This window comes from Leptospira ainlahdjerensis, assembly GCF_016919175.1.
GTDB lineage: Bacteria > Spirochaetota > Leptospiria > Leptospirales > Leptospiraceae > Leptospira > Leptospira ainlahdjerensis.
In genome coordinates, this window is record NZ_JAFFPU010000058.1 from 37,501 (window position 1) to 51,096 (window position 13,596).

15 protein-coding genes are annotated in these 13,596 nt (G+C 42.5%); 9 read left to right on the plus strand and 6 right to left on the minus strand.

Features of this window, described 5'->3' with window-relative positions:
• The first annotated feature begins 108 nt into the window (after window positions 1-108).
• Window positions 109-741 (plus strand): glycosyltransferase, encoded by a 633-nt coding sequence (locus JWG45_RS15290; RefSeq protein WP_205280514.1) that lies wholly within the window; start codon window positions 109-111, stop codon window positions 739-741.
• A gap of 199 nt (window positions 742-940) precedes the next feature.
• Here the strand turns inward: JWG45_RS15290 and JWG45_RS15295 are convergent, their stop codons facing one another.
• On the minus strand, window positions 941-1,570 hold the full coding sequence (locus JWG45_RS15295; RefSeq protein ID WP_205280515.1) for a CDGSH iron-sulfur domain-containing protein: 630 nt from the start codon (window positions 1,568-1,570) through the stop codon (window positions 941-943).
• Between the two features lie 159 nt (window positions 1,571-1,729).
• Here JWG45_RS15295 and JWG45_RS15300 point away from each other — a divergent pair, with 159 nt between their 5' ends.
• Window positions 1,730-2,596: a DMT family transporter gene (locus tag JWG45_RS15300; RefSeq protein WP_205280516.1), complete on the plus strand. Its 867-nt coding sequence runs from the start codon at window positions 1,730-1,732 to the stop codon at window positions 2,594-2,596.
• Between the two features lie 37 nt (window positions 2,597-2,633).
• On the opposite strand, the gene JWG45_RS15305 is transcribed toward JWG45_RS15300, so the two are convergent.
• Both JWG45_RS15305 and JWG45_RS15310 read right to left on the minus strand, forming a co-directional pair.
• The gene (locus JWG45_RS15305; protein WP_205280517.1) at window positions 2,634-3,638 is read right to left on the minus strand and encodes a hypothetical protein; all 1,005 of its coding nucleotides are present in this window, start codon (window positions 3,636-3,638) and stop codon (window positions 2,634-2,636) included.
• Between the two features lie 457 nt (window positions 3,639-4,095).
• Entirely contained in the window at window positions 4,096-5,091 is a 996-nt protein-coding gene (locus JWG45_RS15310) for an alpha/beta hydrolase (RefSeq protein ID WP_205280518.1), read from the minus strand.
• A gap of 86 nt (window positions 5,092-5,177) precedes the next feature.
• Between JWG45_RS15310 and JWG45_RS15315 the strand changes: the two genes are divergently transcribed.
• Window positions 5,178-5,753 carry a TetR/AcrR family transcriptional regulator gene (locus tag JWG45_RS15315; protein ID WP_205280519.1) on the plus strand — a complete coding sequence of 192 codons (576 nt, stop codon included), beginning with the start codon at window positions 5,178-5,180 and terminating at the stop codon, window positions 5,751-5,753.
• 198 nt (window positions 5,754-5,951) lie between these two features.
• Here the strand turns inward: JWG45_RS15315 and JWG45_RS15320 are convergent, their stop codons facing one another.
• Together JWG45_RS15320 and JWG45_RS15325 are read right to left on the minus strand one after the other, a co-directional pair.
• The gene (locus JWG45_RS15320; RefSeq protein ID WP_205280520.1) at window positions 5,952-6,572 is read right to left on the minus strand and encodes a trimeric intracellular cation channel family protein; all 621 of its coding nucleotides are present in this window, start codon (window positions 6,570-6,572) and stop codon (window positions 5,952-5,954) included.
• Window positions 6,573-6,863: 291 nt separating this feature from the next.
• Window positions 6,864-7,559, minus strand: a complete 696-nt coding sequence (locus JWG45_RS15325) for an HAD-IA family hydrolase (RefSeq protein WP_205280521.1) — start codon at window positions 7,557-7,559, stop codon at window positions 6,864-6,866.
• Between the two features lie 110 nt (window positions 7,560-7,669).
• Here JWG45_RS15325 and JWG45_RS15330 point away from each other — a divergent pair, with 110 nt between their 5' ends.
• The 3 genes from JWG45_RS15330 (at window position 7,670) to JWG45_RS15340 (ending at window position 10,250) form a co-directional block, all read left to right on the plus strand.
• Window positions 7,670-8,365: a DJ-1/PfpI family protein gene (locus JWG45_RS15330; RefSeq protein WP_205280522.1), complete on the plus strand. Its 696-nt coding sequence runs from the start codon at window positions 7,670-7,672 to the stop codon at window positions 8,363-8,365.
• Window positions 8,366-8,639: 274 nt separating this feature from the next.
• Window positions 8,640-9,629 carry an aldo/keto reductase gene (locus tag JWG45_RS15335; RefSeq protein WP_205280523.1) on the plus strand — a complete coding sequence of 330 codons (990 nt, stop codon included), beginning with the start codon at window positions 8,640-8,642 and terminating at the stop codon, window positions 9,627-9,629.
• Window positions 9,630-9,632: 3 nt separating this feature from the next.
• Window positions 9,633-10,250, plus strand: coding sequence for a TetR family transcriptional regulator (locus JWG45_RS15340; protein WP_205280524.1), 618 nt, complete (start codon window positions 9,633-9,635; stop codon window positions 10,248-10,250).
• A gap of 473 nt (window positions 10,251-10,723) precedes the next feature.
• On the opposite strand, the gene JWG45_RS15345 is transcribed toward JWG45_RS15340, so the two are convergent.
• Window positions 10,724-11,938, minus strand: a complete 1,215-nt coding sequence (locus tag JWG45_RS15345) for a serine hydrolase domain-containing protein (RefSeq protein ID WP_205280525.1) — start codon at window positions 11,936-11,938, stop codon at window positions 10,724-10,726.
• Window positions 11,939-12,267: 329 nt separating this feature from the next.
• Between JWG45_RS15345 and JWG45_RS15350 the strand changes: the two genes are divergently transcribed.
• The 3 genes from JWG45_RS15350 to cutA form a co-directional block, all read left to right on the plus strand.
• Entirely contained in the window at window positions 12,268-12,753 is a 486-nt protein-coding gene (locus JWG45_RS15350; protein ID WP_205280526.1) for an LIC_10730 family protein, read from the plus strand.
• Entirely contained in the window at window positions 12,750-13,334 is a 585-nt protein-coding gene (locus tag JWG45_RS15355; RefSeq protein WP_205280527.1) for a hypothetical protein, read from the plus strand. The genes JWG45_RS15350 and JWG45_RS15355 overlap by 4 nt, the downstream gene beginning before the upstream one ends.
• A 95-nt stretch (window positions 13,335-13,429) precedes the next feature.
• A partial coding sequence (gene cutA / locus JWG45_RS15360; protein ID WP_205280528.1) for a divalent cation tolerance protein CutA occupies window positions 13,430-13,596 on the plus strand: 167 nt, incomplete at its 3' end.

Here is a 13,596-nt window from a genome sequence, read left to right on the forward strand (position 1 = left end):
CTTGATCTTCAAACGACCCCAATGCAAGCGAAAAGAAAGAATCCCTTGAAGAGACGACAAAATTTAGATGGGCAAAGGACATTCTAAAATTCTAAATTGAGAATCTGAATGAAGACCTTATCGGTAATCATCCCGGTTCAAGAAGGGGATTCAGAATCCGAGCCTCTTTTAAGGGAGCTCCCACATTTGATCCCTAAAGATTGGGAAATCATCGTTTCCACATCGCCCGAAAAAGGCAATCGCGCAAAAACGTTGAACGAGGGTGTCGGAAAATCTCAAGGAGAATTTCTTTGGTTTCTCCATGGAGACAGTCAAATCACCTCGGAAACAATCTCTTTTCTTCAAAACGCAATTGCAACTTTTCCAAATGCATTACATTATTATAAACTTCAATTCTATCCTGAAAGTTTACGAATGAAAATCAACTCGAACGGCGCAAATTTTCGTTCTTGGCTTTTGAATTCTCCTTTTGGAGACCAGGGGCTTTGCATCCGCAAAGAGACTTTTCTTCGCCTCGGCGGATTTGATGAAAAGACTCCTTACGGAGAGGATCTTCTTTTTGTTTGGACGTCTCAAGAGAACGGGATTCGTTTACACAGAATCAATTCTTTTCTGAGGACGAGTGATCGGAAGTATCGAAAAAAAGGTTGGTGGAAGATTACGCTACTTCATCAATATCTCTATTGGAAATTAGCCTTTCTTCATTTCTTTGGAAAGAATGAAGATTCTCCGAAAATATAATCTTACATTTCAAAATATTTTTTTGAGAAGGTTTACCGGAGACGATTTTTGTGATTTTAGATTCCTCTGAAAAAGAACTCTCTATTCTGTTTTAGCAAGATCCGACAGATCCTCTTTAGATAAATATATTCACGCAGCGACGCCCGATTTTCATAAAAATACTTAAGAATTAATTAATTATCTAATATATCATTTATATTCAAGCCTGGAATCCATTTGTCTTATGGGTTCCATCGCAATAAGGTTTATTCGCAGAACCTCCGCATCGACAGAGATAAGCTTCCATAACTCGATTGATTGTTCTTCCCGTTCCGGAGCAGAGCTCTAAACTTCCGGTAATTTTCAGAGGGCCGTTCCGAGTCGGCTTGACGATCAATTTTCCGTTTCTCACGGGAAGCGGAGTCGAATCCTGAGTTGTCGGTTCTCCAGTCGCATGAAAATCGATTTGATTATGACTCGAATCACAAAAGGGTTTATTTTTGGAGGTCCCACATCTGCATAACGTTACGCGAAACCCTGGATCTTCTTGACCTGTGATTTCCAGATCCGCGTGAAATGCAAGAGGACCGTTCTCGCGAACTCGAAGCAAATTGACGATCGGCGCCTTTTCATTTTCAGACTCGGCAACTGCCTCGTATCGAATCGCACCGGAAGGACAATTCAGCGCTAAGTTTTGGATTTCTCCTATGCTCGCCTTATCAGGATAGATCCAATCTCCTTCTACATTCGGAACAAAAACATCGGGTCTACTAAGAACACAATTCCTAGAATGAATACATTTTTTTCCATCGAAGAGTATGTTTGATTCTTTACCTTTGACGATTTCCATTTTTAGACTCCTTCTTCCGAGCCTCAAAATCATAACTCAATTTTAGAATAAACCAAGCAGAATCATTTTCTAAAATTTATTTCCTCTTCCGGAGAATCGGTTAAAAAAGAGTACTCACATTTTAAAACAAATTAGAAATCGTAGAAAAGAGGATTTGATATGGGATTGTTTTGGGGTTTTATCGGAGTTTTTATTTTTAGTCTCACTCTCCCCGCGACCAAATTGACCGTAGGACATTTCGATCCTCTTTTTGTCGGATTGGGAAGAGCTGTCCTTGCGGGAATTCTCGCCGTCTTCGCATTAAAAATCACAAAGACTCAACTTCTTCCGTTCTCAATTCTTCCTAGATTGATTGTAGTCGCTCTCGGAGTTGTCATCGGCTTTCCTGTTTTTTCGGCGTATGCTCTTCAACACATTCCTTCTTCACACGGAGGAGTGATCACGGGAATTCTTCCACTCGCAACCGCGGTCGCGGGAACGATTCTCGCGAAAGAATCTCAAACGATTTTATTTTGGATGTCGAGTATCTTCGGTTCCTCAATTGTGATTTTCTATTCTTTTTGGAATCAAGAGGTATCACTTCGTTTCGGTGACCTTTTTCTTTTTTTAGCGATCCTTTCGGCGTCAATCGGCTATGCGGAAGGAGGCCGACTATCAAAAGAATACGGCGGGTGGAAAGTTATTTCCTGGTCGCTCGTTCTCGCATTACCTCTCGTTTTTCTCATTTCAGTCTTTACGTTTCAAAAAGACGACCTGGACGCGCCCATCTCCGCTTGGCTGGGCTTTCTTTACACCGGAGTTTTCAGTATGTTCTTGGGATTTTTCGCCTGGTATAAGGGTCTCGCGACAAGTGGAATCGGAAAGGTCGGACAAATTCAATTGCTTCAACCTTTTTTGACGTTCTTATTCTCAGCTTGGATCTTATCGGAAAAGATAGATTCTTCTATGATCTCGGTGGGTGGTTTAGTCGCTCTTTTTATTTTTCTCGGAAGAATCCGCTTTAAAAACAAACGGATTCCTACCTAAACTGAACAAGTTTATAATTTTTGTACATTCTAATTTTCTAAACTTCTGTTTTCATTCCGTGCGAAGAATCGTCCGTCAGAATTTCAAATGCGGCTTTTCTTTTGGAAGTCAGCTTTATAAAAGATAGATCTTCTTTTCTTTTTACAAAAATTTCAGAGTTTGCAATTTTACTGTTAAGACAATATTTCCATCCTCCGGGCGGATTCCAATACTGGAGACAAGCAAAGTCTTGAGGATCCGCAAAGATTCTTCCTCGGATCGAAATTTCCTCCGAGTTCGCTTCAAAATTCCAATCAAAGTAACGATACTTTGCCCGCCCAAAACTTCGAAGCGGATGATTGAGTTTATAATCCTTACCTCGAAATCGAAATACGATCGGAGTGATCGCAGGCGTCCAAAAAGGCCCAATCTTTAACTTGGCGGTCGCAAGCTCTAAAAAAGAATCCGCCTCTTCTTCAAATCCGACAACCTGTCCCCAAGCGTACCGATCGGTGTGTTTTGATCCCCAGTTATGGTTATGACTTCCGATCCAATCCTGAAGTTGAATTTCTTCGGCTCCTAATTTGAGCGTTCCTGAAACTTTGATCCAAGGATTTCCGACTAACACCTTCGCCTTCGGAAAACCTCCTTCGTATAAATTTTCTGGAAAGAGAAAAAGCGGAGGGCTTCCCCCCGAAATTTTAAGATCCCAAAAAAAATTCTCAGGACCTTTTTTATTTCCCGCCTTTCCAACAAGATGCGAATCCGTTAATTCCGAACCTCCAATCAGAATCGAAAGAGGCGAAGATTGAAACGAACAAGAAACGATCGGAAATTCTGATTTGGATACGAAGTGAGAATTTTTTTCTCCGTCAAAATAGATGGCCCATAATTCTCCAATTGCCTTTTCCGGATGGAGTTTTGGTGAAAAGATCGTATAACGGATCCAGACGGCTTTTGCTAAAGAAGGATGATTGGCTCTTACAAACCAGCTTTCATAGTGCCCTCCTATATCGTTTGCCTTGAATCTTGGATGATTAAAATTGGATACGATTCCGCCCATAATGCCTCTTTTTTCGTTTCTTTTAAGAGCTTTCTCTTAGAATTTTTGCGAGCCTCTTTCTGGGAAAGAAGTCGGATTCTTATTAAGGGAATGCCGCAATGCTCTCAAGAAAAATTCCTTTTTTCGGTTCGAATTTTTCGGATATTTTTTCCTTCCCCAAGGCGCAACTCTCGTTAAAAAGTCGAACCCGTTTTAATTCCACGAATAAAACTTCAGCGTATTAGAATGTGAAAAAATTTTAACTCATCGAAACGAAACGCTTACAAACAATTGTGGACGATTGCATAAATCAGGTACGAATAACGAAACGAATTCTTTCTTAAGATTATCAAGTCCGAATTCGAATCAGAAAGACAAAACTCCCGAAGCTAAATTCCGTTTTATCTTCGAGACTGGAGTTTTTTATGTTTATGGTAAAGCAATGGATTCTTTTGTTAGATCCGATTTGTTATATTTATTAAATTGAATGTATCAAATCTGCAATTGCTGTTTTTAACTGAAATAATCCGGGCTCTTCGTACGGAAAATGCCCCGCACCTTCCAGAAGTACAAACTTTTTCGTTCCGGAAATCCGATCATAAAACGGTTTACTGATCGCAAGTGGAGTCCACGGATCGATCCCCGGATGGGCTAATAGAACCGGACATACGTGAAAAGATTCAGGCTCCACCCTCGGTTGAAATTCCGAAATCGTTCTCATCCAACGAAAGCTCACCTTCCCTCCGCCCGCATAAGGATCTTCGGAAAACACTTTCGAAAAATCGGGATCGTTAGTAATGAGTTCCATCTTACTCAACCACCGAATCGGGACGTATAAATCATCGGTTAGCAGGCTCAGCCAAGAAGTTAAAGGGATCCCCAAAATTCTTAGGAAACGGTTGGTTGCCACCGCGTCCTGCACTTCCGTTCGTCTGAGATCAGCGAGAGTTGTCGCGATCAAACCCTGTACGTTTCCGTTTTCGGCGGCGACTTGATAAGCAAGCATTCCGCCAATGCTCAATCCAAAGAGAACGATCTTCGTTTTAGGCCTTCTTTCCGCTTCCACCAAGTCGTTTAACAATATTACCCAGTCTTTGTAGTCCATTTTGAAATTTTTATCAGTGAGAGTCAGTCCGAATCCGGGAAGATCCGGAGCGATCACTTCGCAACCCAGATCAAAAACCAACTTCGCCATCGAACCGAGAACTCTTCCGTTTCCACCGCCTCCGTGAATCATGAATACCTTACAATCGGAGTTCGAATTCTCATATCGATCGAGATGAACTCTTAGATTCTTCCAGACCCAATATTCTTCCTTTGGAAGTTTTCCGTCCTTTACCTTCAGATTTTCAGGAAGAAATTTCTGATATCTCTGCCAGTGAGTTGTGTTCAAATAATTTCCGCCTCTTTCCAAGGGGAAACTCCCGCAATGGCAAAAAACGAGGATGTTCAAAAGGATAAATTTAAGTTTCATACTTTGCAGGTTGTCCGAAAAAGTTTCTTTTTGTATATTTCGAAAAACATCGTCTTACTTTCAAAACTATACAGGTGTCAATTTTTATGTCCGATAAAATAGAGAAACAATACAACACGATCATCGAAGCCTTCTTAGTTCGCTTCCTTAATATTGAGTATTCTAAGATTACAATCGGCGACATCGCCGAGGATTCCGGAATGACGAGGGCGAATTTTTACAGTTATTTTACCGGCAAGGAGGAGCTTCTCTGGAAAACGTTTCAGTATGTTTTTTTAGAAAAAGAAAAAAAGGTAAAAGAATTGGATGCGAGCTCCTTATTGTCTGAAGGAAAACCTCTCACATTCTATCTTTTTGAAAACGTAAAAATGAATCGCAAATTCTATAAACAGATTTTTCAAGAATCGATTCCTTACGAATTTCATTCCAAACTTTCCGATTTCTTATCGGAAGAGTCCTATCGAACCCATTCCACTCTGAGAGAAAAATATAAAAATCCTTCTTTTCCATATCAATACATCTCGCATTATCTTTCCGGTGCCGTCCTCGGTTTATTATCCTATCTTTTGAGGAAGGACTTGGATTGGGATTCGGAAACAATCTCGAACTGGTTTACCTCCCTCGCAGTTCCGGGAATCGTAAATCAACTCAAAAACGATTGAGAGCTTGTAGCACAAACCGGAAACTGCGGGAACTCCCCCTTTTCAATCGACGAAACATACTCTCTATAGGCAGGAATAATGAAACTTACGATTCCTGCTGAAATCCTTACGAATTTCATTTCAGCTTTTGGGGCTAACTCTCAATTTGAATGAAAATCAAAATTCTAAAATTCAAATGAAGTGTTTAATTGGAACCGCTTATTCGGGCAATTTGAATTTCGGAAGAGAAAGATTGTAACGAACGGCAATCACACGAATCAAAACGACAAGGAGAACGGAAAGGCCCGTATTCCAATCACCATCTATATTCAAATAATTGAATGCCACATAAAGAGTAGCACCCGCTAGACAGGCCGTCGCATAAATTTCCTTTCGAAAGATCAAAGGCACTTCGTTAATCAGTGTGTCGCGAATCACACCTCCAAAAATTGCGGTAACCATTCCCAAAATGACGGAACCGAACGGATTAACTCCGGCGGAGAGAGATATCTTGGTTCCGATCACGGTATAAATTCCGATTCCGATGGAATCAAAGAGAAAAATTTCTCTTCGAAAACGAACCCAATAACGTGCGAAAAAAATCGTTAGGACAAATCCGGAAAAGATAGCCCAGAGAACGTTTTCGTCCCGGACCCATGCAACCGGATAATTTCCAAGGGTGATATCCCTCAAAGTTCCTCCGCCGATCGCCGTTATAAACCCGGTAAAGAACGCGCTAAAGATATCATTGTGATGACTCTTTTTTTCTGCGGCGGCCAAAGCGCCCGAGATCGCAAAAAAACCGACACCGATAAGTTCTATGTAATATGATAAATCCATAATTTACTTTTTTTAATTTTGGAAATTTGATCTTTGAGTCAAAACCGGCGAAACCCGTTTTTTACGCAAAACTCCCGGGGATTGTTTTTATTTTCAAAATCACAAATGGATAAAAATTTTAGCCCGAGCTGACTTAAAATCCGTTTTCACCTTTTAACTTGTTTTCATTTTATAAAAACTAAAACGATTCAACCCTTTTTTGGATCCGGAGGATTCTTTAGATGAGCCCCAACCCGATAAACAAAATCAGCTTATAGTTGAGAATTTTCGGAAATTCGCGCAAACACGGCTTTACTCGGACAAATGTCGAATCAACTCCGAAAGACTCTGAATGTCCCCGTCTTCCCTTTTTAAATAGGACCTCCAACCGAGAGATTTCGGAACAACTACGTCGAGATCGAATTTATCTCCGCAATAGACCAATGCTTCCGAAGGAAGATTTACAAGACGCATCGCTTCTTCGAAAATTTTTGGCGAAGGTTTTTCGTATCCGAATTCCGCGCTTACGATCACAGGATTCAAATGTTCTAATATTCCCTTGGAATCGAGTAAGTCCCTCAGACGATGATCCCAATTGGAAATCACCCCCAAACCCCAACCTTGTGTTTTACAATAATCCTTGAGTTCCCAAAAACCGGGATCCACTTCCCAGAGTTCAGGATCCGCAAATCGGTTATAGATGATCGGAAACGCTTGTTCCAAAGGAACACTTTCAGGAATTCTCATGAGAAAGTCGTTTAACAATTCTTTCCACCATCCTGGAGTTCCGCCGGGATGGACTTGATACTTGTCTCGATGATCGGGAGGAGCATTCTCATTCATCTTATGCCAGGCTTCGGAGAAAGCCTTTCGAAATATTTCTCCGGCATTCTTTTCTTTTTTCAAACCGGCTTCCAAAAGGATTTCAAGATAGGTCTCTCCGGCGGCTTTTTTTAGGTGAAGAATGGTATCTCCCACGTCCAAAAATAAATAACGATTGTGATTCACAAGACTGAGTTTCGAAACCCCTTTTGTTTTTGCATCCAGGTTTCGAAGACGATTCTTCTAAAACCAAAAAGGACTTGTAAGAGAAGTTCCAAAGTTCATTCTAAGAGTCTATGTCAGGTTCAAACTTTTCCATTGGAATCTTTATCTTTCCGGGTGTCACGCAACTTGACTTCACCGGTCCATTCGAAGTGTTCTCAAGAATTCCGAAAGCAAAGGTTTTCTTGTTCGCTCAGTCGAAGGAAACGATCACTACGGAATCCGGAATGAAATTTATTCCGGACTACGACTTTTCGAATTGTCCGGACTTGGACATTCTTCTTGTTCCAGGCGGCTCGGGAACTACACATCTTATGGAAGACTACGAGGTTTTGGAATTCCTAAAGAAGAAGGCTGAAAATTCTAAATTTATCACTTCGGTCTGTACGGGTTCTTTGGTCCTTGCGGCCGCGGGTCTTCTCGACGGTTACAAAGCGACGACCCACTGGCTTTCCTTGGATGTCTTAAAATTATTTCCCGTTCAGATCTCCGGAGAACGTTTTGTAAAAGATCGGAATCGAATCACCGGCGGAGGAGTTACCGCAGGAATCGACTTCGCTCTTTTTCTCACCGCCGAATTTTTCGGTACCGAACTCGCGGAGGAAATCCAATTGATGATAGAATACAATCCCGCACCTCCGTTTACCTCCGGTCATCCGACCACGGCGACTTCTCACCTTGTGGACAAAGTCAAGGGAAGTCGAGAGACCGCACAAAACCGGAGAAAGGCCGCAGCGATCCGAGTCTTAGAATCTCGTTCTAAGAAGTGAGTTTGTAGATTCTTCCGTAAAAGGGAAATGTGGGAACTCCCCCTTTTTAGGATTCCGGAAGAATTCCTCCGCGGGGAAAATTTTGGGTCGTTTTTTTCTTCCCTCCTCTCACCTCGAAATTCGTTAAGAAACGTCGATTCCTAGCTGAAGAGACATAATTCTTCCCTTAAAATTGAAAAGTAGGATCTCACACATTTCCCTTTCACGAGAAAGCCTTGACTATTAGTTACAAGTTACATATTTAGTTATCTGTAACTAATAGGAGAAAACGCAGATGAAACAAAAGAAATTGGGAAACAACGGTCCTCAGGTTTCGGAAGTCGGACTCGGATGTATGGGAATGTCAGACTTCTACGGAAACAAGGAGACCCGAGACCGTTCCGAAAGCATTCGAACGATCCACGCAGCCTTGGACGCGGGAATCAATCTTCTCAACACCGGAGATTTTTACGGAATCGGACACAACGAACTCTTGATCTCGGAAGCTCTCAAAACGACTTCCGCAAAACCTCTCCTAAGCGTGAAGTTCGGAGCGATGAGAACTCCTCAAGGCGGTTTTACGGGGTATGACGCAAGACCTTCCTCTGTTAAGAATTTTGCGGCCTATTCCCTCGTCCGTCTTGGAGTAGAAGTGATCGATATCTATCAACCTTCTCGAGTGGATCCGAACGTTCCGATCGAAGAAACCGTAGGAGCAATCTCCGACCTCATAAAAGAAGGAAAGGTCCGTTATTTAGGTCTTTCGGAAGCTTCTCCGGAAAATATAAGAAGGGCGCATAAGATTCATCCCGTAACCGCGCTCGAGATAGAATATTCTCTGGCGACAAGATTGATCGAGAAAGAAATTCTTTCCACGGCAAGAGAACTCGGAATCGGAATCGTTCCGTATGGAATTCTTTCTCGCGGTTTGCTCTCCGGAAAAATCTCGGGAAATCTACAAGAAGGAGATTTTAGATCTCATTCTCCTCGCTTTCAGGGAAAAAACCTTGAATCCAATCTGGAGCGGGTCAATGTGCTTCAAGAACTCGCAAAGGAAAAGAACTGCACGCCTGCGCAACTTGCGATTGCTTGGGTCCTTCATCAAGGAAACGATATCGTTCCTTTGTTGGGATCCACAAGAACAAGTAGTCTGAAAGAAAACTTAGGAGCGCTCTCGATCGAATTGAGTCCGAAAGAATTGGAAAGAATCGGAGATTCTTTTCCGGAAGGATCCTTTCAAGGAGAACGTTATCCCGCTCCTCAGATGCAAACGGTAGCAAAATGAAGTATGCCCAGAACAGGCTTAACGCCGGAAGAACTCTATAAGAAAGCGCTTGATTCCACGGAAGCTGAAATTCGAAAGAATGGGGTCGAGCGTTTGAAACTGACTGACATCGCAAGAGATCTTAAGGTCAGTCACGCGGCCTTATACAAATTTTTTTCGGATAAACAATCTCTCCTGGATGAAGTTTCCAAGAGATGGCTGGATCGAATCGATCGTGAGCTGGAAAGAATTTCGGCAAAAGAAGAACCGGTTGATTCGATTTTGAAAGAATGGTTTCTCAAACTCCATTCTTTGAAACGGGAAAAGATTCTCGCCGACCCGAGACTTTTTACCGCCTTCAATCTTTCCGCCGAAAAAACAAGGCCCTTCGTCGTTTCTCATCTCGCTACAATGGCAAATCTTCTGGAGGATCTCGTTTCCAGAGGAATGCAAGCCGGAACGTTCCACTGTTCGAGCGCCAAAGAAGGTGCAAGAATTCTTTTTGAAGGAACTGCTTCGTTTCATCACCCCAGGCTCGTTTTGGAATCGATCGAAGTTGAGAGAACCCCTCTTCTGGAAGTTCTTCTGGAAACTTTGATTTCCGGTTTGAAAATGAAACCTTCCCTGAAATCGAAAAAGTAGGAACTCCCTCCTTTTAAAGAAAAGATCGGAAGCCGTCTTTTTCCAAGGGAGTTCCCACCTTCGTTGTTCCGATGAACATTTTCTCAAAACATCCATTCCCGAAGTACCTTGGGATTCGATCCGAGAAGAATCCGGGATCAGACTTTCGTGTTCAAAATTCTTCGCACAACGAGATGGGAAAGAAAGTTTTCAAACCGCGGATTCCTTTTTAAATCCAAGCATTGTGGGAACTCCCAGGATTTTCCCCTCTAAAAAGGCTCTTTACTTCGCAATTCAAGCCCCGAATCTGCACTTTAGAATTTTCTAAAACCAACCCCGATCCATTTCAAAGAGTTCCCGCAAAAAGGGAATTTGGAGACCGTCAAAATTTCCTCTCGGAATCCAAATCGACCCGCTTTCCTAGAAATGAACTTTCAAATCCATCCTCAAAACGATCTTAGAATCAAATTCTCTGGAGAAATCCGGAACCGAAATCAACGCATTGGAGAAGAATTCAAATGAGGTTCGTCCAAATCTTTCCAGAGCGCGGAATTCCCGATCGTAATCGAAGCTTCGTGAATTTCACGTAGGAACTCCTCTTCCTTATCCGGATTCTTTTTTTTATCCTTCGAATCCAGGGATTCTTTCAGGCTCGCAAGAATCTTATCCAACAAAAAATGGACCGGTTTGTCCCAGATCGCGGATGTAGTCACGATCACGATCCTTCTGTGTGGGATCACATACACAAACTGGCTTCCCTTCCCGTTCGCCATAAATGTTTTTTTCCCTTCGAACTGATGAGTCCAGAGTTGATATCCATAATTCTGCGCCGCTCCGGGTTGAATCGCCTGTTTGACCCAGGCAGGTTTTAGAATTCTTTTACCGCGAAAAGTTCCGTTGTCGAGATACAACATTCCCAATTTAGCCATATCAATCGGTTTGAGTCTGAGCCCAAAACCTGCGGTTTGTCTTCCCGAAGGAGAAGTGTACCATTCATATCCTTTAAAATCGAGCCAAGAGAAAAGAGTCTTCTCCGCAAATTGTAAAAGAGTCATACCCGATTTATTTTCAAGAACCGCAGCGGCCAGCTGAGAATCTCCGTTGCTATAATCGAATTTGGTTCCGGGCTTATCCTTGACTTCGGGTAACAAGGCGATGACGAGAGGATCTTCCGCGGTTCGAATATCGTCTCTTTCCGGAAACTCGGACCAACGCATTCCGGAAGCCATGTGTAAAACATCCCTCAAACGAAGAGATTCTTTTCCTTCCAAAAGTGGAAACGGTAAATTTCCGAGAGAACGAAGCGAGTTCATCACTGGTTCGTCTACATTTTTAAGAATTCCTTCTAAGTTCAGAATTCCTAATAAAGTCGAGGTGACCGTCTTCGTGACGGAATAAACGCTGTGATTGTGATTGCGGGTAACGCCGCCCGCGTAACGTTCCATTACGATTTTTCCGTCTTTGACGATCAATAAGGAACGGACTTCGATACCTTCTTCTCGAATGGATTTTGACAAACGAATCAGAGGAATCGAATCTAAGGAGGTTTCCTCCGGGAGCGCGACAGCGAATCCCTCAAACGGAGTTCGGTCCAATCGTTTTGGAGGAAAGGAGCGCGAAGCGCTTTTTAAAAAAACCTCGCCTTCCGGTTGTGTGGACGCGCAGGAAAGAATCCATCCGATCCAGATTAGAATAAACCAAATTCTCATAGATGGATTCAGTCTTGCATAACGGACTTTCAAATCGATTCTTTTTCTTTTGAATCCTATTTTTTTGAAATTTCTTTCCTCGTTTCCGGCGGCCGCTTATTTTTTCTTGTTTGAATTTTACGAGAAAGGCTAACTTCGAAAACGTGAGGTGCAATTTCGATTCCGATCGTCCGAATTTTTAGGAAACACGAACATCAAAACACCGCTGAATCATTTCACGTCTTTCAAAAGTATTTTTAGATCCTTCCTAGTTCTCTCTTTCGAATTTGTGTAGCTTTTTTACAATCTTTTGAAACAATCAAGACGAAACCGATCGTTGCGTAAATCAGATGAATTCAAAACGCATTCAACATTCTTTTCTGATATTCCTCATCCTGACTCAAATCACGAGCGTATCCTGTCTAATGCGCGTGGATTGGGACGGGAACGAAAAGAATCTAAAAAAAGCGCCTTCTCCCGATGCGTTTCCAACCGCGGAAGAGGCCAATCTCACCCAGGCAGAACGCGCTCGTCTGATCAAAGAGGGAAAAAGAACCGCTCCTGGTCCAGAAGGAATGGAATTAGTTCACGGGGGAGATCCTAATTTTTCTTACGAAAAATCCTGTACACAACTTCTTTCCAAGTGCCAAGGGAATTGTATGGAAGAATGGTATCCGTTCACTTCCATATTCCTGCCGATCATCGGTTATCGAAGCGCCAAACAACGTCAGTGTATGGAAAGATGCAATCAATTCTGCAATCTTCCCCTTCCGACAAGAATTCTTTCGGGAGAAACGAGAACCTTCCCCACAAATCCCGGTCCGCAACCGCAATGACCTTTAACAGTGATAAGGCGATCAACGGTTCGATAATTCTATTAAGAATTCTCATTTTTACATCGTGGATCTTACTCTTTACCGATTGTCTCCGAAAGACACGTCCTTTCGAGACTTCCAGACAATCCGATACAACCGCGGATTTTCGATCCGAAATGAAAGTCACGCAGGTTCAATCTGGGACAAAAGACGCGGATCCGGAAAAACCGATTTTCAAAGACGGTCGCGAAGTGATCGCAACCTCCAGGGAATTTGATCCGAACCCGGACCTTCTTGGAATCGAATTGGAAGAAACCGATGAAAACGAAGAATTCAAAGAGAAAAAGAAGAACGGACCCGCAAAGGAAATCCGAGATCGGAATTCTCAGGACGCCTGGAAATATTCCTGCATTTTTCTACACCCGGACTGTATCAAAGGTTGTAAACGAAGTCTGAATCTTAAGAGCAAGTATGTCCAAACTTCCAACTCGGATCTGTTAGCCGAGTGTGTTCAGAACTGTACTTCCAATTGTACGGAATACTTTGAAGAAAGCCGTAGAAGAAGCAGAGGATCGCGTTCTCCGCACCCCCGTACTCGCTAATCTAAACCTTGCATTTTATCCACTCAGCTCATCTTATAGAGTGAAAACTTCTTGCAAAAGAATTAAAACGAATCATTCTTCCCTCCGGAGAAACCATGACTGATTCAAATGAAATCATAGTATTTACCACACTCAGTGATCGAGACCTCGCAGAGATACAGATCTCGGAAATGCTCCAAGAAGGAATCATCATTTCCGGAACCATTTTTCCCGACGTCACTCTTATGTATCAGTGGGACGGAAAGATTGCGATGGATACGGA